Below are 20,249 nucleotides of genomic sequence, written 5' to 3' on the forward strand. Positions count from 1 at the left end.
GAGAACAGGCATGAAGCGAATCCTGCGCGGACTGGTCCTGACCAGCCTGGTGTTCCTGCTTGGCGCTTGCGGTTTTCATCTGAAGGGCATCGGCGGCAATGTCCGCCCGCTGCCGTTTGGCAGTGTGTATGTGGATGAGGGCAGCAGCAAGCTGGGTGGCGTGCTGCGCGAAACCCTGGCCCATAACGACAAGCTGATTGTTCTTTCGGCTCCGAAGCAGGCCGAGGCAGTGGTCAGCGTGGTGAGTGAAAGCCAGTCCAAGGACGTTTCCACCATCAATAGCGGTGGCAAGGTCAACGAGTACCAGCTGAGCTACAGCGCGACGGTGCGTACCGTGATTGGCGGCGTACCCGTCGAGCCGGACATGAACCTGACCGTGCGCCGTTACATGAATTATTCCGACAGTGACGTACTGGGCAAGGAACAGGAAGAAAACCTGCTGTGGAACGACATGCGTCACGACGCCGCCGAGCAGCTGGCCCGCCGCCTGTCCTATCTCAAGCGTCCGGGCGCACAAGGCCAGTCCGGCCCGCAAAGCCTGAAGCCAGTCAATGCCCAGCCTAAGCCCTGATGCACTGGCAGCGGTGCTGGACAAGGGTCTGGCGCCGCTTTATCTGATTCATGGTGAAGAAACCCTGCTGGCGCTGGAAGCTTCCGACAGCCTGCGCCAGCATGCCCGTGACCAGGGTTATCTGGAACGGGAAGTGCTCACCGTGGAGGCAGGTTTTGACTGGTCGCAATTGCGCGATGCCATGAGCAGCGTGTCGCTGTTTGCCAGTCTCAAATTGCTGGAAATCCGCATCCCTGGTGGCAAACCGGGTACCGAAGGCGGCGAGGCGCTGCAACAACTGGCCGCCAATCCTCCGCAAGACACCATCACCCTGATTACCATGCCAAAGCTGGAAAAGACCCAGCTGCAATCCAAATGGTATCTGGCGCTGGAAAAAGCCGCTGTGGTGGTGGAAGCCAAACCGGTCGGGCGGCATGAGCTTGCCGGCTGGATTGCGCGTCGTCTGAAACGCCAGCAACAGCATCTGTCCCCGGAGGCGCTCAGTTTTTTCGCCGACCGGGTGGAAGGTAATCTGCTGGCGGCACGGCAAGAAGTGGACAAACTGGCCTTGCTGTATCCGGCTGGCGAACTGAGCCTCGAGCAATTGCGCGAAGCGGTGGCCAATGTCGCCCGCTTCGATGTGTTCCATTTGTCCGAAGCCTGGCTGTCCGGCGATGCCGCACGGGTGGAACGCATGCTGGAAGGCTTGCTGGCCGAAGGCGAATCGCCGGTGCTGGTGTTGTGGTCCTTCACCGAAGATGTACGCATGCTGCTGCGCTTGCGGCAGGGCTTGAAGGACGGGCGTCAGCTGCGCGATCTGGCGCGCGAGCTGCGTTTGTGGGGTGACAAGCAAAGGCTGGCGGAACCGGCCTTGCGTCGCATCGGTCCACGCAAGCTGATGACGGCACTGACCGAATGCGCGCGCATAGACCAGCAAATCAAGGGGGTGGCCAATGGTGACCCCTGGCATGCCCTGCGCGGTCTGGCCATGTTATTGGCCGCCTGATGCAAAAAAAATACAGTCATTTGAAACGGTCAGCGCAAGCTGGCCGTTTTTTTTTTCAACCGACATTGTCTTTGATGGTTTTTGTTTAAATTTCTTTTAAGTAAGTATTGAGATTGGACAAGCCCTGCCCTATGATAAGGATAAGTTAATACATTTTAAACAAAATAACATAAAGAACAGGGCATGATGCAAGACGAGGGAGTTCTCAGCGTGGCTGTTGCAGGTGAACACCGTACCCGCAGCAAAATTGTTTTGGTTGAAATCATCCACCAGACCCTGGATGTCCTGTTGACGGCAGAGGATGCGCGGCTGGTGCATTGGGATGGCCGTATCCTGCGGGTTCACAAACTGACATCGCGCAAGGCCAATCAGATTCTGCATGCGCCGGATGCCTATCCCGGGTTCCTGGGGGTGTTTGATCACCGTGCCCGCTATCGGGACCTGGCCGAGCCCCTGAGCGAGATTGTGGGCGTGCAGCTGTGAGACCACAGCGCCTGCAGCGCGCATGGCGATAAAAAAGACCTGCGATTGCAGGTCTTGCGAGAGGGATGGCCGGAACGGCTTGTCCTGCCCAGGTTTTGTTTTATAGTGCCGACGCCTGAGCATTGCTCAGTGCCGCAGGCAGCGGCAGTTTCTTGCTGCGCAGGATGCCGCCAGGCAGGCTGTCACGGAGGCCGGTGCCACTGCGCGTACGGTAGGACGCCAGCACCTTGGCAACGTAATCGCGCGTCTCTTCATAAGGCGGAATGGTATTGCGGTATTTCTGCACCGCCCCTTCGCCGGCATTGTAGGCGGCAATCACCAGCGGCAGGTCGTTGTTGAACTGGCTCAGCAGAAAACGCAGATAGCGCGCACCGGCACGCAGGTTTTGCCGCGGGTCATCCAGCCGGCTGACGCCAAAGCGCTCACCGGTGGCCGGAATCACCTGCATCAGGCCAATGGCACCCTTGGGCGACACCGCCTGCGGGTTGTAGCCGGATTCCACCGTCACAATGGAGTGCAGCAGATTGGCATCCAGCTTGAATTCGCGCGCGGTCTGGTCGATCAGCGTCTTGTACTGGGCTGCCAGGTGCGGGTTGACCACCGGGGCCGCTACGGTTTTGAGGCCGTCCACCCGCGGGGCAGGCGGGCGGTTGTCGCCGCTCAGCGTTGCGCCCAGGCCCGGTGTGGTGGCATCGTCCAGCGCAGCATTGGCGCTGCTGCCGGATAGCTGGCTTTTCTGATAGAGCTGATAGCGCTCGTCCACCTGCCGGTTGGCAAGGTGAACCTGGCCTTGTTCGTCGACAAAACCGTAAAGATCGGCATGTACGCTGCTGGCAGCAAGACAGGCCAGCAAGGCCAGAAGCCCGTTCAAAAAGCGCAATTTTTTCAAGATCAGCCAGTAAGAATTGGTAAAGTGAGCGCTATTGTACTGATTTTTCTATGCTATTTGGCAAGCAAGAATTGCTGAAGACATTTTAAAGCAGTTTTCGACGAGAGGATGAAAGATGAGCCTGTTTGATCAGTTGGGTGGTTTGCTGGGCGGTTCGGGCAATGAGATGACCGGTGCCGTTGCCGGCTTGCTGGAGCAACACGGCGGGCTCTCCGGCTTGCTGGAGAAGTTCAATAGTGGCGGCATGGGCGAGCTGGTGTCTTCCTGGGTGGGTAACGGCAGCAACCTGCCGGTATCGGCCGAGCAGATCCAGCAGGTACTGGGCAGCGAACAGGTGAGCGCGCTGGCACAGAAGTTTGGCCTGGACCCGCAACAGCTCAGCCAGGGACTGGCTGATTACCTGCCGCAGGCAGTGGACAAGCTGACGCCGGATGGCCAGTTGCCGCAAGGTGGTGATCTGCTGTCCCAGGGGCTGGGCATGTTGCAGGGCTTTTTCAACAAATCCTGAACAAACTGCCGCGTCATCCCCCGCAAGCCGCCTTTCAGGGCGGCTTTTTGCTGTGCTGGCGTGGTATGACGACAACAATTCAGCCATTTCTGAATGAAAGATTCCTGTTTCTGGCGCAATGACAGCGCTTGCTGGATTTACGGCAATAGGAAATTTCTATTTTTAACATTTAAACAATCAAGTGGATCAATTGATACGGGCCACTTAAGATAGCCTCCATCAACCAAGCAATGCAGCAGCAACTGTACTTTTACCTTCACCTGACTGGAGAAAAACATGTCCGTATCGCTGATCAACACCGAAGTCAAACCGTTCAAGGCTACCGCTTTTCACAATGGCAAATTCATCGACGTAAGCGATGCCGACCTGAAAGGCAAATGGTCGGTAGTGTTCTTCTACCCGGCTGACTTCACCTTCGTCTGCCCGACCGAACTGGGCGACTTGGCTGACAACTACGCTGAATTCTCCAAGCTGGGCGTGGAAATCTACTCCGTTTCCACCGACACCCACTTCACCCACAAAGCCTGGCACGACAGCTCGGAAACCATCGGCAAGATCAACTACCCGATGATTGGCGACCCGACCGGCATCATCAGCCGCAACTTCGGCGTGATGATTGAAGAAGCCGGCCTGGCCGAACGCGGTACTTTCGTGATCGATCCGCAAGGCAAGATCCAGATCATCGAAATCAACGCCGGTGGCATCGGCCGTGACGCCAGCGAACTGCTGCGCAAGGTAAAGGCTGCCCAGTACGTAGCCAGCCACCCGGGTGAAGTATGCCCGGCCAAGTGGAAAGAAGGCGAAGCTACACTGGCTCCGTCGCTGGATCTGGTTGGCAAGATCTAAGCCAATGCAGCCTGCCGTGCCGCGTACTGCGGTACGGCCTCCGGGCCGCAGCCAGCGGCCGTCCCCCTACCACCCGATTGCAGCGGCAAGCTGTTGGCAGCGCATGAGCTTGCCAGTGCAATTGCCTGAGGATATTCCCATGCTCGACACCACCATCAAGACCCAACTGACCGCCTACCTGGAAAAACTGCAGCAGCCGATCGAACTGATTGCCAGCCTGGATGACAGCGCCAAGGCGCAGGAAATGTTCAGCCTGTTGCAAGACATCGCCAGCCTGTCGCCCAAGGTAACGCTGAACAGCAATGGCCAGGCCGCGCGCCGCCCGTCTTTTGCCATTGCCCGCCCGGGCGAAGCTGGCCGTATCGAGTTTGCCGGCATCCCGATGGGCCACGAATTCACCTCGCTGGTGCTGGCCCTGCTGCAGACCGGTGGCCATCCGCCCAAGGTCGACGAGGACACCATCGCCCAGATTCGCGGCCTGCAAGGCAGCTACCAGTTTGAAGTGTTTGTCTCGCTCAGCTGCCACAACTGCCCGGACGTGGTGCAGGCCGTCAACCTGATGGCGGTGCTCAACCCCAATGTGCGTAGCGTGATGATTGATGGCGGTGTGTTCCAGCAGGAAGTTACCGACCGCCAGATCATGGGCGTGCCGGCCATCTACCTGAATGGCGAACAGTTTGGCAGTGGCCGCATGAGTCTGGAAGAAATCATCGCCAAGCTGGATACCGGTGCCGTGGCACGTGAAGCAGAGAAGATTGCCGCCAAGGAAGCATTCGACGTGCTGATCGTCGGCGGTGGCCCGGCCGGCGCGGCTGCGGCCATCTATGCGGCGCGCAAGGGCATCCGTACCGGTGTGGTGGCCGAGCGTTTCGGTGGCCAGGTGCTGGATACGCTGGCGATTGAAAACTTCATCTCGGTGCAGGAAACCGAAGGACCGAAGCTGGCGATGGCGCTGGAACAACACGTCAAATCCTACGATGTGGACGTGATGAACCTGCAACGCGCTGCTGCGCTCAAACCGGCGCAAAACGGCCAACTCGCCGAGGTGACGCTGGAAAGCGGTGCCGTGCTCAAGAGCAAGGCGGTGATTGTGGCCACCGGTGCGCGCTGGCGCGAAATGAATGTGCCGGGCGAAGCCGAGTACCGCGCCAAGGGCGTGGCCTACTGCCCGCACTGCGATGGCCCGCTGTTCAAGGGCAAGCGTGTGGCGGTGATTGGCGGCGGTAACTCTGGTGTGGAAGCCGCCATCGACCTGGCCGGCATCGTCACCCATGTCACCCTGCTGGAGTTCGGCGACAGCTTGCGTGCCGATGCGGTGTTGCAGAAGAAACTGCACAGCCTGCCCAATGTGCGCGTCATCACCAATGCCCAGACCACCGAAGTGACCGGCGACGGTCAGAAGGTGAATGGCCTGAGCTATCAGGAGCGCATTACCGGCGAGACCCACCATGTGGCGCTGGAAGGCATTTTTGTGCAGATCGGCTTGCTGCCCAATACCGACTGGCTGAAAGGCAGCGTTGCCCTGTCGCCGCGTGGTGAAATCGAAGTGGATGCCAAGGGTCAGACTTCGGCCGAGGGCGTGTTTGCTGCCGGCGATGCCACCACGGCACCGTACAAGCAGATCATCATCGCCATGGGCGAAGGCGCCAAGGCCAGCCTGTCCGCCTTTGACTACCTGATCCGCAGCTAAGCCTTACCGCGCTCAAGCAAAAGTCCCCTTGGGTCCGCGATGGACGCAAGGGGATTTTGTCATCTGTCACGCCGTGTCCGAAATGTGCTTTGGCGCGGCTAGCAAGAGCGTAGCGTCGCTGGGGCAAGGCGGCGTAATGCAGCAACAGGGTTTTTGTCAGCGGCGCTTAGTGGTGGTGTGCCTCGCCCGGCTCGGTCACCTGCAACACCGCGGCAGGGGACTTCAGGCTATGGGCATCCTGGCCTTCGGCCGGAATCTCCACCCAGTTGGTGCTGCCCTGCGCGCATTGCTGCTTCACCTTGAAGAACAGCTTGCCCGGCTGGGCAGCAATGCGGGTCTGGAACACGAATTCATCGTAAAAATCAGCCGGCAGATTGCCACCGCTCCAGCTGATGCGGCTGACATCTTCCTTCACCAGCGTGCCATGATTGTCGAACGGCTTGACTGCGGATTTTTCCACTTGCACCTGCCAGCCGGCCTTGGGCATGGGGCGGGCCAGCTGTGCGCCTGCCGGTAGTTCCACGCTGATGCCGGTGGTGGGGCTGCCATCGCAGCCATGGCCCACTTTCAGCATGGCCTTGTAATAGCTGCCGCTGGCGGCAGTCGGGGTTTCCAGCGTGACGTGTGCCTGTGCGCTGGCGGCCAGCAGCAGGGCAAGGATGGCGAGCTTTTGCATGCTTGATTCCTGGATGAGAACGGTTATCAGCCATGGATTGTAAGGGAAGTCCATGGCCTTACCCTGCGACATCTTGTCGCAGTCATGGCTGCCTCGATGTGCTGGCTGTGGCATGCTGAAGGCTTATTGCAGCAAAGGAGTTGTCGTGCAGCATTACCAGGACATCGAGGATTATCTGTATCAGGCCATCCCGCTGGCACAGGCCATGGGGGTGAAAGTACGTCATGCGGCAGAGGATGCCGTCACCCTGTGGGCACCGCTGGAGCCGAACATCAACCATTGCGCCACCATCTTTGGTGGCAGTGCGGCCGCCGTGGCCACGCTGGCAGGCTGGCTGCTGGTGTATCGCAAGTTGCAGGCCCTGGGGATCCGTGGGCAGGTGATGGTGCGACGCAGCCAGATGGATTATCAGAAGGCCATGCACGGCGCGTTCACTGCCAGCACCCTGACGGTGGCCGACACGGTCTGGCAGCGCATGGCTGGCGCTTGGCCAAGGGCCGCATGGCGCGGCTGCAGCTGGCGGTGGAACTGGAGTGCGGCGGGGTGACCGTCGGTCGGCTGGATGGCGAATTCGTGGTGCTGCCGCCCAACTGAGTACTGCAGGCAAGGGGCGTGGAACCGCTAACAAAACCTTGTTCAGCCCGGTGTTGAGCACCCATGTCGATAACCGCGGCCAAGGCGGCTAGGCGCTGGCGCGCTGGTTTTGTACCGGGTTTTATTCGCGGTGGTAGGGGTGATTGTTGAGGATGGAGTAGGCGCGGTAAATCTGCTCGCCCAGCATCACCCGCACCATGCCGTGCGGCAGGGTCATGGCCGATAATTGCAGCAGCACGTCGGCACGCTGTTTCAGTTCGGCCGACAGCCCGTCTGCACCGCCGATGATGAAGCACACGTCATCACCACCGGCCATCCAGCTTTTCAGCTCTTCGGCCAGCCGCACCGAAGTCCAGTTCTTGCCGCGTTCATCCATCACTACCAGCTTGCAGCGCGCCGGAATGGCCGCCATCAGCCGTTCGTGCTCGGCGGCAATGCCTTTTTCCGCCGTGACGCCACCACCACGCTTTTCCGGCTTGATTTCTTTCAGCTCCAGGCTGATGTCGCGGCCAAAGCGTTTGGCGTAGTCGTTATAGGCTTCGTCAACCCAGCGCGGCATTTTGGTACCGACGGCGAGAATGGTGATTTTCATGGCAGGAGTCTGGCAGGGCAGGGCAAAGAACAGCGGTGGCAGGAGGGCACCGTGACGGCAGGCGTGCCGTCACGGGCGGATCAGACCTGCAAGATCAGGAGTTGGCTTGCCAGGGACGGCCGCCAGCCGGGGTGAAGCTGGGCTTCTGGCCACCCCACAGCTGTTCCAGATCGTAGTAGTCGCGTACGGCCGGCAGCATGACGTGAATCACCACGTCGCCTGCATCCACCAGTACCCATTCGCCACTTTCCTGGCCTTCCGTACCCACCAGTTCCACACCGGCTTCTTTCAGGGTAACGGCCACATTGTTGGCCAGGGCTTTTACCTGACGGTTGGAGTCGCCGGTGGCCACAATCATGCGCTGGAACAGCGAAGTCAGCGTGGTGGTATCCATTTCGATGATGTCTTTGCCCTTGATGTCTTCCAGGGCGGTGACTGCCAGTTTGGCAATGTCTTGAACTTCCATGATGTCCTTTTGATGTCAGTCTTGATACATGGCGGCAGCCGGGCGGCCAGAGGTATCCGGTAAAGAGCGTTTGCCACGACCTGTGGCAAAAACGGGCAAGCGCTGCCCCGCATGCGGGGCAGGCCTTGCGGCAGTGTCTGAATTTGCCCTGCCGGGCGGGCCTTGCTAGAGATATAGCCCGTGCTGACGGATATAAGCCAGCACCGGCGCACTCAGCAGGGTGCCGGTATCGGCACCGCTTTGCAGGCGCTGGCGTATGGCGGTTGCCGATACATCCAGCGGTGGCAGGGTCAGGGGGCGCATTGTACCGGAAGGCGCGCCATTTGAAAAATCAGTGACTTGGCGTTGTTGCCATTGTGTGCGCACGGCAGCCGGGAGCCGGGTTTCGTCGAAGCCCGGACGCAGGGCAACGGCGATATTGGCCAGCGCGAACAAATCCTCCCAGCGCCGCCAGGTGTGCAGGCTGGCGAGTGAGTCGCCACCGATCAGCCACCACAAGGGGCGCTCCGTGCCGATTTCGGCGCGGATTTCTTCCAGGGTGTCGACGGTATAGGCCGGTTTGTTGCGTTGTACTTCGCGCGCGTCCACGGCAAGGCCGGGCAGATCGGCAATGGCCAGTTGCACCATTTCCAGCCGTTGCGCCGGGCTGGCATGCGGGCCTTGCTCGCGGTGATAAGGTTGACCGGCGGGAATCAGTCGTACCTCGTCCAGCTGCAATTCGCTGCGAAAGGCCTGCGCCATGCGCAGGTGGGCGCTGTGGATGGGGTCGAATGTCCCGCCGAACAGGCCCAGTGCCGCCCGGGTGTTCATGCGTGCACGGGGGCCTTGCCGGTGTAACCGTCGATGATCAGCTCCAGCCGGCCGGTAGAGGGGTGAATCACCATGCCGTGCACCGGAATGTCCTTGGGCATCAGCGGATGGTTGCGGATGGTCTGCACGCTGTGGCGCACGCTGTCCGACACATTGTCAAAACCCTTCAGCCAGTTGTCCAGGTCGATGCCGGCATTGCGCAGGGTATCGATGGTTTCTTCGCTGATGCCGCGCTCGGTGGCATGCGCCAGGATCTTGTTGGGGTCGATGGCGCGCATGCCGCAGTCGCGGTGGGCCACCACGCAGATTTCCTCGGCACGCAACTCATACACCGCCACGATGAGGGAACGCATCACCGAACCCCAGGGGTGGGTAATCAGCGCTCCTGCGTTCTTGATCAGCTTGGCATCGCCGTTTTTCAGGCCCATGGCCTTGGGCAACAGCTCAACCAGACGGGCATCCATGCAGGCGAGCACGGCCAGGCCCTTGTCGGGAAACTTGTCGGTCTTGAATTGTTCGTATTCGTGATTTTCGACGAAGCTCCGATTGTGCTCGAGAATGGTATTCAGCACACCCATGCGCGTGATCTCCTGGCTGAGGTTAGATTGTATGCTCTAATCGCGGCGCCATGCTAACACGGAGTCAGCAGCGAAGAAGGGGTATTTCGCCATGGCGGCCGGCTCGGCAGCGGGGGCTATGGTAGCCAGTTTCCGGGGTGAGGGCCAACTTTGCCGACAGCAGATGATGCGGTGGAGACTGCGTATGTGATGGATGGGCTTGTCGCTCAGTCCTTGGTGTCCAGCTGCTTGCGGAAGGTGCGCTGGCTCAGTGCATAGCCCTGGCGCTGGTAGAAGTCTGCCGCTTCGTCGCGATGGATGGCCGCACGCAGGGTGACGGTGGTGGCCCCTTTGGTGCGGGCCCAGCGCTCCGCCACATGCACCAGCGCCCGCCCGGCACCATGCCGTCGCCAGCGCAGGCTGATGGCCAGCCCGCCTATTTCTACCGCCGCCGGGGCATCCAGCAGCGGCCGCCAGAACGCATGCAGCCAGCCGGCCACTTCGCCCTGGATTTCTGCTACCCATAGCTGGTGCAGGTCCGGACTGCCCAGCAGCATGGTCAGCCGGTCGCTCAGGGCCTGGCTGTCCGCGGGGTAGCCCATTTCCTCGGTCAGCGCGGTCAGTGCGGGGACATCCTGATAACTGGCGGGGCGGATGATGACAGTCATAGCGTTACCAACGGGCATAGTGGTCTTCGGTTACCCCGCTCAGCCCCTGCACCACATGACGTGCACCGCTGACGGGATGGACAAGATGGCCGTCGAAACGACCAATAACCTGAATATAACGGCTAGCGGCGATCAGAAGGTTCTGATTTTTCCGGCACAAGCCTTCCGGGGTGAACTGCAAGTCCAGCAAACCATCGTCATCGCTGATATGCCAGGGGCGCAAGGGCTGCTGCGGCTCGAAGTGAAACTGTACACCTTCCAGTGCAAACAGCTGCTGTTCCAGCCAGATGGCGTTTTCGTGCTGGGCCATGTAGCCCTGTTGCAGATTGAAGCCAAGCCCCGCCCGGTGCGCGCTGGCCCAGCACCAGGCCGTCTCGCGGGGCAGCAAGCCGTTGCTGTAATCCAGGCTGGCCACCGCCCCGTCCAGCGAGTAGCGCTGGCCATGGCAGTCGGCAAATCCGCTTACCGCCAGAGCGCCGGATTTGTGCGTGCTGTGGCTGTATGCACCTAAAGGTGCAATGGCGGCCAGTACCGGCGGCATGGTGCCGATGTCCACATGGGCGGCCAGTTTCAGGGCAGGTGATTGCAGGTCTACCGCCAGATAGCTGCCGCAGGCACTGAAGCGGATGGCAAGGGCGCGGCTGGAAAATGCGGCATCGGCAAAGGGCTGGTCGGCGACTTCTGCACCATGGCGTGGAAAGCTGTCGGTGGTGACATCTGCCAGCAGCCGGCCAGTGCGCCGATCAAACAGATAGGCAAAGGCGGCACTGGTCCAGCCGACATCCACCACCGCCAGTGCAATGACATAGTCCGGATGGGTCAAGGCCAGATACTGCCAGCGTTTGTGGCGCAGACGCTGCAGCATGCGCTGCCAGCGGCCTTCAGGCCGGGGCCAGTCCAGCCGGGCAATACAGCCCTGGTAGCGGCCGAACCTGATGTGGCCGTGTGCATCCTGCATACAGTCCGGTGCGACGGGTAGTTCGGCTGCTGGCATGACAGGGAGGTCCGGTTTGAAACACACGTTTGAGTCTACAACATATCCAGCGGTATTTTCAGGTAAGCCACGCCATTGCTTTCTGCTGCCGGAAAGCGCCCGGCGCGGATATTCAGCTGGATGGCCGGCAGGATCAGCAGCGGCATCTCCAGTGTGGCATCGCGTGCTTCGCGCAGGGCAATGAAGTCAGCCTGACTGATGCCTTGATGCAGGTGGATATTGTGCTGTTTCTGCTCCGCCACCGTGCTTTGCCAGGCAATGGCGCGGCCATTGTTCGGGTAGTCGTGGCACAGCAACAGGCGGGTATCGTCCGGCAGTGCCAGCAATCGCTGTACTGATTGATACAGCGTGGCCGCATTGCCGCCGGGAAAATCACAGCGTGCGCTGCCTACATCGGGCATGAACAGCGTATCGCCGACAAAAACCGCATCGCCAACCTGATAGGCCATGTCCGCCGGGGTGTGGCCGGGAACCGACAGCGCCCGTGCCGGGAGGGTGCCGATGTAAAAATCTTCCTGATCGGCAAACAAGTGGTCGAACTGGCTGCCGTCGGTGGCAAAATCATGCCCCAGGTTGAACACCGCCTTGAAAATGCCTTGTACCTGCACAATGTCCTGCCCGATGCCAATCAGCCCGCCTGCCTGTTGCTGTAGCCAGGCGGCGGCGGACAGGTGGTCGGCATGGGCATGGGTTTCCAGTATCCATTGCAGCGTCAGGCGCTGTGCTTGCAGGAAGTCCAGCAATTGTTGTGCGCTGTGCCGGGCGGTACGGCCGGATTTGGCGTCGTAGTCCAGCACCGGGTCGATAATGGCGGCATGCCCGCCGGGATGGTCGTACACCACATGGCTTGCCGTGGCGGTGGCCGGATCGAACAAAGTGGCGATTTCAGGTTTCGGCATGATGGATTCGGCGCTTCCCTTGGCGGTGTTCGTTAGGGCAGGGCTGACCACAGCGGTCAGCAATACAATATACTATAATATATATTATAATTTGCTACGCATCCTTGCCACGTTCAAGAGACAGTGGCGTGCGGAGTGCCAGAGGGGTGGATAACATGGATTTGAATGTGCTGCGGGCAAATGCCGGCCGGGCTGCTGCCTTGCTCAAGAGCCTGGCCAACCAGGACCGCTTGCTGTTGTTGTGCCAGTTGGTGGATGGAGAGAAGACGGTTTCCGAGCTGGAGTCGCTTACCGGTATCCGGCAACCCACCTTGTCACAGCAACTGGGCGTGTTGCGCAACGAAGGTCTGGTGAATACCCGGCGCGAAGGCAAGTGGATTTACTACAGCATCGCCAGTATCGAAGCAATGACCATGCTGTCTGCCTTGCATGGCCTGTTTTGCGCGGACGAGGCGGCCACGCTGCCTGCCGCCCATACCGAGGAGTGAATGTGAATATTGCCTGGGCTAGCTTTACACCGGCTGCCGCACTGGCCGGTGGCCTGCTGATTGGCGTAGCTGCCAGCTGGCTGGTGTTGTTCAACGGACGGATTGCCGGTATCAGCGGCATGCTGGGCGGCCTGCTGGACCGGGCGAGTGACTGGTCGTGGCGACTGGCTTTTGTATTGGGCCTGCTGCTGGCACCGCTGTTGTGGTCGGGCCTGATTGGCCCGCTGCCTGCCATGCAACTGGACGCGCCATTGCCGCGCTTGCTGCTGGCCGGCGTGCTGGTGGGTCTCGGTACGCGCCTGGCATCCGGTTGCACCAGCGGACATGGTGTGTGCGGCCTGTCCCGCTTGTCGCCGCGTTCCCTGCTGGCCACGCTGACTTTCATGGCCAGTGCCATGTTGACGGTGCTGGTGGTGCGTCACTGGCTGAACGGGGGCTGAACATGAGCAAATTACTCTCTGCTGCGCTGGCCGGCCTGTTGTTTGGCCTGGGCCTGCTGCTGTCCGGCATGAGCAACCCGGCCAAGGTACTGGGTTTTCTCGATGTCACCGGCCAGTGGGACCCCAGCCTGATGCTGGTGATGGGCGGGGCCATTGCCATTGGTTTTTTCGCTTTTCGCCGCGCCGAGCGGCAAACGCACAGCCTGTTGGGTGAACCCATGCAATTACCGGACAAAAGCAGGCTCACGCCAAGGCTGGTGGTGGGCAGTGCCCTGTTTGGCATTGGCTGGGGTCTGGCAGGTATCTGCCCGGGGCCGGGGCTGGTGCTGGTGGGCATGGGGCAGGCCGGAGGCGTGTATTTTGTCGTCGCCATGCTGTTGGGCATGTGGTGCGCCCGCCCGCTGATCAAATGGCTGTCCTGAACCGGGTCTGGCCGGTCTGGCTGACCGCTTACCGGCGGCAGTGGCTGGCCGGTGACCTGAGCGCTGGTGTGGTGGTCACCCTGCTGTTGATTCCGCAAAGCCTGGCCTACGCCTTGCTGGCCGGCCTGCCGCCTCAAGCCGGTTTGTATGCCAGCATTGTCCCTTTGCTGATCTATGCCTTTGTCGGGCGTGGTCATGCCCAGTCGGTAGGGCCGATGGCACTGACTTCCTTGCTGACTGCCGCCACGCTGTCCCGTTTTGCCGAGGCCGGCAGTAGCGACTATCTGGCACTGGCGCTGTGGCTGGCTGTGCTCTCCGGGGTCATGCTGCTGTTGATGGGCGTGGCCAGGCTTGGCTTCGTGGCGGACTTTCTGTCCGAACCGGTGCTCTCCGCCTTTACCACCGCCTCTGCTGTGCTGATTGTGCTCTCCCAGCTTGGCCCGCTGGCCGGTTTGCATCTGCCCGGCAGTTCCCTCCCGCAATGGTTGCTGGGCATCAGCCAGCAGTTTTCCGCCTGGCAGCCTGCCGCGCTGGGGCTGGGCTTGCTGGCGCTGTTATTGTTGCTGGCCCTGCGTCAATGGGGTGAGGCGCTTTTGCAATGTCTGCGCCTGTCTGCGCCCACTGCCCGCCTGCTGGTGCGTGCCGCTCCGGTGTTGCTGATGCTGGCCAGCCTGCCCTTGTCCGCGCAATGGCAGGTCCCGGTGGTGGGGCCGGTCGATGCGCAGTGGCCTGCCTTGGCCATGCCGGCCATCAGCCTGTCCCGCCTGGCGGATCTGGCCATTCCGGCATTTTTCATTGCCCTGATCAACTATGTGCAAAGCCTGTCCGTGGCCCAGCTACTGGCCGCACGACGACAGGAAACGGTGGACCCTGACCGCGAACTGCTGGCTCTGGGGCTGTGCAATGTGGCCGCGGGGCTGGCGGGGGGCTTTCCGGTCACTGGCGGGCTGAGCCGTTCCGTGGTCAATGCCGATGCCGGGGCCAATACCCAGCTGGCTTCGCTGGTGACGGCGGCAGGCATGCTGCTGCTCAGTGGCTGGGGCAGCGCGTTGCTGGCCCGGCTGCCTTTGCCGGTGCTGGCGGCCATCATCATTGCTTCCTTGCTGTCCATGCTGAATGTCGCCAGCCTGCGGCGCGCCTGGCTGGCCGAGCGGGCCGATGCGGTGGCCTGGCTGCTTACCTTCGGGCTGGTACTGCTGCTGGGGGTGGATAGCGGCATCATTGCCGGGGTGATGGTGTCGCTCACCACCTTGCTGTGGCGCAGCAGCCGACCGCATATCGCGGTACTGGGCCGGGTGCCCGGCACCCATCATTTTCGCAACCGCGAACGCCATGCGGTGGAAAGCCTGCCCGGCGTGCTGCTGCTGCGGGTGGATGAAAGCCTGTATTTCGGCAATGCCCGTCAGGTACGGCAGGCCGTGCTGGCCCGCCATGCGCTGGCTGCCGGTACGCAACAACTGGTGCTGGTGATGAGCGCGGTCAACCGGGTGGATACCACGGCCTTGTCCATGCTGGCCAATCTGGACCAGACCTTGCAACAGGCCGGCGTGAGCCTGCATCTGGCCGAAATCAAGGGCCCGGTGGCGGACATCCTGCAGCGCACGGGCCTGTCACAGCAATTTGCCGGACGCGTGCATCTGTCCACCCAGGCGGCCTGGCAGGCACTGAGCCGGCCGGAGGATTATCAAATCTGAACAATTCTTCACCGTTTTCCCGACCAGCTGATGCTGGTCGGCCACGGCGCGCAGGGCTATGCTGTGGCGATTCCGGGCGCTGACCGTTTGTCAGGTCAGCTTGCAACCAAATCGCTGCTGCCTGTTCACATCCAAGATGAAAAAAACCTTGCTTGCCAGCTTGCTGGCCATGATGCTGGCCCAGCCACTGCTGGCCTATGCCGATCTGCCTGCCTTGCCCGATCTGGGCGATGTTTCCGATAGCACCCTCTCCATGGCGGACGAAGCGCGCCTGGGGCGCGACTTCATGCGTGCCATGCGCGATGCCGGCGACGTGCTGGACGATGCCGAAGTGAATGATTACATCAACACGCTGGGTCATCGCCTGTCGGCCAGCGTGCGGGTGCCCGGCTTGCAACTGAGCTACTTTGTGGTCAACGACAAGCAGATCAACGCGTTCGCCATGCCCGGCGGCTATGTTGGTGTGAACAGCGGCCTGGTGGTGGCCACCCAGAGTGAGGGCGAGCTGGCCTCGGTGATCGGCCATGAAACCGCCCATGTCACCCAGCGCCACATTGCCCGCATGCAGGCAGCCACGTCGGCCACCAGCCCGCTCTTGCTGCTGGGTACGGTACTGGCAGCGGTTCTGGCCTCGCGCGCCGGTGGCAGTCAGGCTTCCATCGGAACCCTGTCAGCCGGACTTGGCTTGCAGATTTCCAACCAGCTGGCCTTTTCGCGCGATTTCGAACGTGAAGCAGACCGCGTAGGCATGCAATACCTGGCGCAAGCCGGTTTCGACGTGCGCACCATGCCGGCCTTCTTCCAGCGTCTGGAGTCGGCCAACCGTTACAGCGACAACAATGCCTATGCCTTCCTGCGCACCCACCCGGTCACTTCGCAGCGCATCAGCGAGGCACAGAACCGGGCGCTGGAGTATCCGGTCAAGATGAGGGCGGACAGCACCGCCTACCTGCTGGTACGGGAAAAACTGCGGGTGATGACCCTGGCTCCGGACGAGGCAGTGCGTTTTTATCAAATGATGCTGGATAAAGGTCAGTATCTGAACGAAGGTGCAATGTGGTATGGGCTGTCGCGCGCCCAGCTGGCCGCCCATCACCTGCCGGCTGCCCGCACGGCACTGGGCAAGGCCGAAGCACGTTTGCCGGCCGACCCCATGCTGTTTGGGCAGGAAGCCGCCATTGCCCGCGAGGCGGGCGACTGGGCTGGTGCACTGGCCAGTCTGCGGCGGGGCCAGCAGGCGTTCAAAGACAGCCAGCCCTTGCAAATGGCCGAGCTGGATGTCCTTATAGACAGCGGCAATCGCCCTGGTGCGCTGGCCCTGCTGCGGCAGCTGCAAAGCCGCTATCCGCGTGATGCGGCGCTGTATCGCAGTGAAGCACGCCTGTATGCCGACCGCGACGCCCAGCGTTATCACGCGGCACTGGGCAATGCCTTCTACTTCGAACGGCGTTACGAGGCGGCGCTGGAGCAATATCAGTTTGCTTCCCAGGCCAAGGGCGACGACTTCTACCTGCGTTCTTCCATCGAAGCGCGCATGCGCGAAGTTGAAAAAATGCTGAAAGAAGAAAAGAAGGATTCGGGGAAGTAAAGCGGAGACGGTGCTGCTGATGGCGGTATCGCAAAAAAACAACATGATGCAGCGCAATATCCTGATAAATGGAGCAAATATTCAGTGATAACCCTAATTGCCTATTCCGTTGTTGCCTCATGAAACTATACACTCCGCAACACCAGAGGGCCTTTTCATAAATGAACATTTTTATTGCGAAAGTGATCGTTTATAATCTGTCCCTAGCGAGTCCGGTTCGTTTTTTCGTTTTCGATCCGGTAACACAATAAAGTGGGTCTGGACCTGATCCCGACCCCGGTCACCCCGATGTGAGGATGAGATATGGCTGCAACCTTCCCTGACGATATCGATCCCCTGGAAACCCAGGAGTGGACTGAAGCGCTGGAGTCGGTTCTGGATACCGAAGGTTCCGAGCGCGCGCACTTCCTGCTGGAAACCATGGTTGAGCGTACCCGCCGCCGTGGCGCCTACCTGCCCTTCGACGCGACCACCGCGTACCAGAACACCATCCCGGTGGGTAAAGAACAGAAATCCCCCGGCAATCACGAGATGGAGCACCGCATCCGCTCCATCAACCGCTGGAACGCCGCTGCGCTGGTTCTGCGCGCCGGCAAGAAAGACCTGGAACTGGGCGGCCACATCGCATCCTTCCAGTCCTCCGCTACCCTGTACGACGTTGGTTTCAACCACTTCTGGCGCGCTCCGAACGACGAGCAGGACGGTGATCTGATCTACTTCCAGGGCCACATTGCCCCGGGCGTGTATTCCCGCGCCTTCCTGGAAGGCCGCCTGTCCGAAGAGCAACTGGACAGCTTCCGTCAGGAAGTGGACGGCAACGGCCTGTCCTCCTATCCGCACCCGTGGCTGATGGACGACTTCTGGCAGTTCCCCACCGTATCCATGGGTCTTGGCCCGCTGATGGCCATCTATCAGGCCCGTTTCCTCAAATACCTGGAAAGCCGTGGCCTGGCCCGTACGCCGGGTCGCAAGGTATGGTGCTTCTGCGGTGACGGCGAGATGGATGAACCGGAATCCCTGGGTGCCATCGCCCTGGCCGCACGTGAAGGCCTGGACAACCTGATCTTCGTCATCAACTGCAACCTGCAGCGCCTGGACGGCCCGGTGCGCGGCAACGGCAAGATCATCCAGGAACTGGAAGGCGACTTCCGCGGTTCCGGCTGGAACGTACTGAAAGTGATCTGGGGCAGCCGCTGGGATCCGCTGCTGGCCATGGACACCAAGGGCCTGCTGAAGAAGCGCATGGACGAATGCGTGGACGGCGACTACCAGACCTTCAAGTCCAAGAACGGTGCCTACGTTCGCGAACACTTCTTCGGCAAGTACCCGGAGCTGCGCGAAATGGTGGCCAATATGTCCGACGACGAGATCTGGGCCCTGAACCGTGGCGGCCACGATCCGCACAAGGTATACGCTGCTTACTACGAAGCCACCCACAATGCCAACGGCCGTCCGACCGTGATCCTGGCCAAGACCATCAAGGGTTATGGCATGGGTTCGTCCGGTGAAGCGCAGAACATTGCCCACCAGGCCAAGAAGATGGATATCGAAAGCCTGCGCAAATTCCGCGACCGCTTCGGTATTCCGGTATCCGACGAAGACCTGCCGAAGGTGCCGTACTACAAGCCGGCTGAAGACAGCCCGGAAATGAAGTACATGCGTGAACGCCGTGCCGCGCTGGGTGGTTACCTGCCGGCCCGCAAACCGGTGAAGGCCCCGCTGGCTATCCCGGGTCTGCACATTTTCGACAGCCAGCTGGGTGATTCGGGCGAGCGCGAGTTCTCCACCACCATGGCCTTCGTGCGCATGCTGGGCACCCTGTTGAAAGACAAGAACATCAGCAAGCAGATCGTCCCGATCGTACCGGATGAATCCCGTACCTTCGGTATGGAAGGCATGTTCCGCCAGTACGGCATCTGGTCCACCCAGGGTCAGAACTACGTACCGCAGGACGCCGACCAGCTGATGTTCTACAAGGAATCCAAAGACGGCCAGATGCTGCAGGAAGGCATCAACGAGCCGGGCGCGATGTCCTCCTGGATTGCCGCAGCCACCAGCTACGCCAACCACGGCATCCCGATGATTCCGTTCTACATCTACTACTCGATGTTCGGTTTCCAGCGTATCGGCGACCTGGCCTGGGCTGCCGGCGACATGCGCGCCCGTGGCTTCATGCTGGGCGGCACTGCCGGTCGTACCACCCTGAACGGTGAAGGCCTGCAGCACGAAGACGGTCACAGCCACATCCAGGCTGGCCTGATTCCGAACTGCGTGTCCTACGACCCGACCTTCGCTTACGAGCTGGCAGTCATCCTGCAGGACGGTCTGCGCCGCATGTATGGCGAGCAGGAAGACGTGTTCTATTACATCACCCTGATGAACGAGAACTACACCCACCCGGCCATGCCGCAAGGCGCCGAGCAGGGCATCATCAAGGGCATGTACCTGCTGAAGGACGGCGGCGACGCCAAGGTGAAAGTACAGCTGATGGGCTCCGGCACCATCCTGCGTGAAGTGATTGCCGCGGCAGACCTGCTGCGCAACGACTTCGGCATCGCGTCCGACATCTGGAGCGTGACCTCCTTCAACGAGCTGCGTCGTGACGGTATGGAAGCTTCCCGTTTCAACCTGCTGCACCCGACCGAAGCTGCCCGCAAGTCCTTTGTCGAGCAGCAGCTGGAAGGCCGCAGCGGTCCGGTGATTGCCGCTACCGACTACATCCGCAACTACGCTGACCAGATCCGCGAATACGTACCGGGTCGCTACGTGGTACTGGGTACCGACGGTTTCGGTCGCTCCGACAGCCGCGCCAAGCTGCGCGAGTTCTTCGAAGTGGATCGTCACTACGTCGCCGTGGCTGCCCTGTCCGCCCTGGCCCGCGAAGGCAAGATCGAAGCAGCCAAGGTGGCTGAAGCGATTGCCAAGTACGGCATCAAGGCTGACAAGCTGCCTTCCTGGAAGGCATGAGGCCGGGCCGGATACGGCCAAGCTTGAGGTAGCGAGCCCGCCCCGCCGGGGCTGGCTTGCAACGTAGCCGAATATCGGTGGCGGTACCGTACAGGTGCCGCCGCTCTACGGATGGAAAGCTCATGAGCAATCTGATCGAACTGAAAGTGCCCGACATCGGTGGGCACAGCAATGTAGACATCATCGAAGTATTCATCACCGCCGGTCAGACCGTGGCAGTGGACGATTCGCTGATCACCCTGGAAACCGACAAGGCCACCATGGAAGTGCCGGCCGAAGCGGCCGGTGTCATCAAGGAAGTGAAAGTCGCCGTTGGCGGCAAGATTTCCGAAGGCGACGTCATCGCCATCCTGGAAGTCGGCGCCAGCGCAGCCGCGCCTGCTCCGGCCGCCGCGGCACCTGCTGCTGTTGCACCGGCCGCC

The 20,249-nt window shown here is 60.9% G+C and carries 23 protein-coding genes; 14 read left to right on the top strand and 9 right to left on the bottom strand.

The window, feature by feature from the left end; genetic code table 11:
* Positions 1-10 precede the first annotated feature (10 nt).
* The 3 genes from AWT75_RS15955 to AWT75_RS15965 all read left to right on the top strand — a co-directional run bounded on the left by AWT75_RS15955 (position 11) and on the right by AWT75_RS15965 (position 2,039).
* Positions 11-571: an LPS-assembly lipoprotein LptE gene (locus tag AWT75_RS15955; RefSeq protein WP_062790437.1), complete on the top strand. Its 561-nt coding sequence runs from the start codon at positions 11-13 to the stop codon at positions 569-571.
* Positions 552-1,556, top strand: a complete 1,005-nt coding sequence (gene holA, locus AWT75_RS15960) for a DNA polymerase III subunit delta (protein WP_045845830.1) — start codon at positions 552-554, stop codon at positions 1,554-1,556. The genes AWT75_RS15955 and holA overlap by 20 nt, the downstream gene beginning before the upstream one ends.
* Positions 1,557-1,739: 183 nt before the next feature.
* Positions 1,740-2,039: a hypothetical protein gene (locus AWT75_RS15965; protein WP_231588823.1), complete on the top strand. Its 300-nt coding sequence runs from the start codon at positions 1,740-1,742 to the stop codon at positions 2,037-2,039.
* A 100-nt stretch (positions 2,040-2,139) separates the two neighbouring features.
* On the opposite strand, the gene AWT75_RS15970 is transcribed toward AWT75_RS15965, so the two are convergent.
* Positions 2,140-2,910 (bottom strand): lytic transglycosylase domain-containing protein, encoded by a 771-nt coding sequence (locus tag AWT75_RS15970; protein ID WP_082086351.1) that lies wholly within the window; start codon positions 2,908-2,910, stop codon positions 2,140-2,142.
* A gap of 133 nt (positions 2,911-3,043) precedes the next feature.
* Here AWT75_RS15970 and AWT75_RS15975 point away from each other — a divergent pair, with 133 nt between their 5' ends.
* From AWT75_RS15975 to ahpF, 3 genes are all read left to right on the top strand, one after another.
* Positions 3,044-3,436, top strand: a complete 393-nt coding sequence (locus AWT75_RS15975; protein WP_045845829.1) for a YidB family protein — start codon at positions 3,044-3,046, stop codon at positions 3,434-3,436.
* Between the two features lie 276 nt (positions 3,437-3,712).
* Complete coding sequence (gene ahpC / locus AWT75_RS15980) at positions 3,713-4,282, top strand: alkyl hydroperoxide reductase subunit C (RefSeq protein ID WP_045845828.1); 570 nt, start codon at positions 3,713-3,715, stop codon at positions 4,280-4,282.
* A gap of 139 nt (positions 4,283-4,421) precedes the next feature.
* Positions 4,422-5,972, top strand: a complete 1,551-nt coding sequence (ahpF, locus tag AWT75_RS15985; RefSeq protein ID WP_062790440.1) for an alkyl hydroperoxide reductase subunit F — start codon at positions 4,422-4,424, stop codon at positions 5,970-5,972.
* Positions 5,973-6,138: 166 nt separating this feature from the next.
* Here ahpF and AWT75_RS15990 read toward each other — a convergent pair whose 3' ends face one another.
* Positions 6,139-6,648, bottom strand: a complete 510-nt coding sequence (locus AWT75_RS15990; RefSeq protein ID WP_062790443.1) for a YcnI family copper-binding membrane protein — start codon at positions 6,646-6,648, stop codon at positions 6,139-6,141.
* Positions 6,649-6,793: 145 nt separating this feature from the next.
* On the opposite strand from AWT75_RS15990, the gene AWT75_RS15995 reads away from it, so the two are divergent.
* Positions 6,794-7,195, top strand: a complete 402-nt coding sequence (locus tag AWT75_RS15995; RefSeq protein ID WP_161937766.1) for a YiiD C-terminal domain-containing protein — start codon at positions 6,794-6,796, stop codon at positions 7,193-7,195.
* A gap of 168 nt (positions 7,196-7,363) precedes the next feature.
* Here AWT75_RS15995 and rlmH read toward each other — a convergent pair whose 3' ends face one another.
* The 7 genes from rlmH to AWT75_RS16030 form a co-directional block, all read right to left on the bottom strand.
* Complete coding sequence (rlmH, locus tag AWT75_RS16000; RefSeq protein ID WP_045845823.1) at positions 7,364-7,834, bottom strand: 23S rRNA (pseudouridine(1915)-N(3))-methyltransferase RlmH; 471 nt, start codon at positions 7,832-7,834, stop codon at positions 7,364-7,366.
* A gap of 94 nt (positions 7,835-7,928) precedes the next feature.
* Complete coding sequence (rsfS, locus tag AWT75_RS16005) at positions 7,929-8,300, bottom strand: ribosome silencing factor (protein ID WP_045845822.1); 372 nt, start codon at positions 8,298-8,300, stop codon at positions 7,929-7,931.
* 165 nt (positions 8,301-8,465) lie between these two features.
* On the bottom strand, positions 8,466-9,110 hold the full coding sequence (nadD, locus tag AWT75_RS16010; RefSeq protein ID WP_062790419.1) for a nicotinate-nucleotide adenylyltransferase: 645 nt from the start codon (positions 9,108-9,110) through the stop codon (positions 8,466-8,468).
* Positions 9,107-9,688 (bottom strand): beta-class carbonic anhydrase, encoded by a 582-nt coding sequence (locus tag AWT75_RS16015; RefSeq protein WP_045845820.1) that lies wholly within the window; start codon positions 9,686-9,688, stop codon positions 9,107-9,109. Before AWT75_RS16015 ends, nadD begins: the two co-directional genes overlap by 4 nt.
* 206 nt (positions 9,689-9,894) lie before the next feature.
* Positions 9,895-10,335, bottom strand: coding sequence for a GNAT family N-acetyltransferase (locus tag AWT75_RS16020; RefSeq protein WP_062790422.1), 441 nt, complete (start codon positions 10,333-10,335; stop codon positions 9,895-9,897).
* A 4-nt stretch (positions 10,336-10,339) separates the two neighbouring features.
* Entirely contained in the window at positions 10,340-11,329 is a 990-nt protein-coding gene (locus AWT75_RS16025) for a DUF2804 domain-containing protein (protein ID WP_062790425.1), read from the bottom strand.
* A 35-nt stretch (positions 11,330-11,364) separates the two neighbouring features.
* Entirely contained in the window at positions 11,365-12,228 is an 864-nt protein-coding gene (locus AWT75_RS16030; RefSeq protein WP_062790446.1) for an MBL fold metallo-hydrolase, read from the bottom strand.
* A gap of 155 nt (positions 12,229-12,383) precedes the next feature.
* Between AWT75_RS16030 and AWT75_RS16035 the strand changes: the two genes are divergently transcribed.
* The 7 genes from AWT75_RS16035 to AWT75_RS16065 form a co-directional block, all read left to right on the top strand.
* Positions 12,384-12,716: an ArsR/SmtB family transcription factor gene (locus tag AWT75_RS16035; RefSeq protein ID WP_045845817.1), complete on the top strand. Its 333-nt coding sequence runs from the start codon at positions 12,384-12,386 to the stop codon at positions 12,714-12,716.
* A gap of 2 nt (positions 12,717-12,718) precedes the next feature.
* Positions 12,719-13,156: a YeeE/YedE family protein gene (locus AWT75_RS16040; RefSeq protein ID WP_062790449.1), complete on the top strand. Its 438-nt coding sequence runs from the start codon at positions 12,719-12,721 to the stop codon at positions 13,154-13,156.
* Positions 13,157-13,158: 2 nt separating this feature from the next.
* Entirely contained in the window at positions 13,159-13,578 is a 420-nt protein-coding gene (locus tag AWT75_RS16045) for a YeeE/YedE family protein (RefSeq protein WP_045845816.1), read from the top strand.
* On the top strand, positions 13,566-15,272 hold the full coding sequence (locus AWT75_RS16050; protein ID WP_062790428.1) for a SulP family inorganic anion transporter: 1,707 nt from the start codon (positions 13,566-13,568) through the stop codon (positions 15,270-15,272). Before AWT75_RS16045 ends, AWT75_RS16050 begins: the two co-directional genes overlap by 13 nt.
* Before the next feature lie 136 nt (positions 15,273-15,408).
* Positions 15,409-16,860, top strand: coding sequence for a M48 family metalloprotease (locus tag AWT75_RS16055; RefSeq protein ID WP_062790431.1), 1,452 nt, complete (start codon positions 15,409-15,411; stop codon positions 16,858-16,860).
* Between the two features lie 303 nt (positions 16,861-17,163).
* Positions 17,164-19,827 carry a pyruvate dehydrogenase (acetyl-transferring), homodimeric type gene (gene aceE / locus AWT75_RS16060; protein ID WP_062790434.1) on the top strand — a complete coding sequence of 888 codons (2,664 nt, stop codon included), beginning with the start codon at positions 17,164-17,166 and terminating at the stop codon, positions 19,825-19,827.
* A 122-nt stretch (positions 19,828-19,949) separates the two neighbouring features.
* A partial coding sequence (locus tag AWT75_RS16065) for a biotin/lipoyl-containing protein (protein WP_338021309.1) occupies positions 19,950-20,249 on the top strand: 300 nt, incomplete at its 3' end.

The organism is Aquitalea pelogenes (assembly GCF_001515305.1).
GTDB lineage: Bacteria > Pseudomonadota > Gammaproteobacteria > Burkholderiales > Chromobacteriaceae > Aquitalea > Aquitalea pelogenes.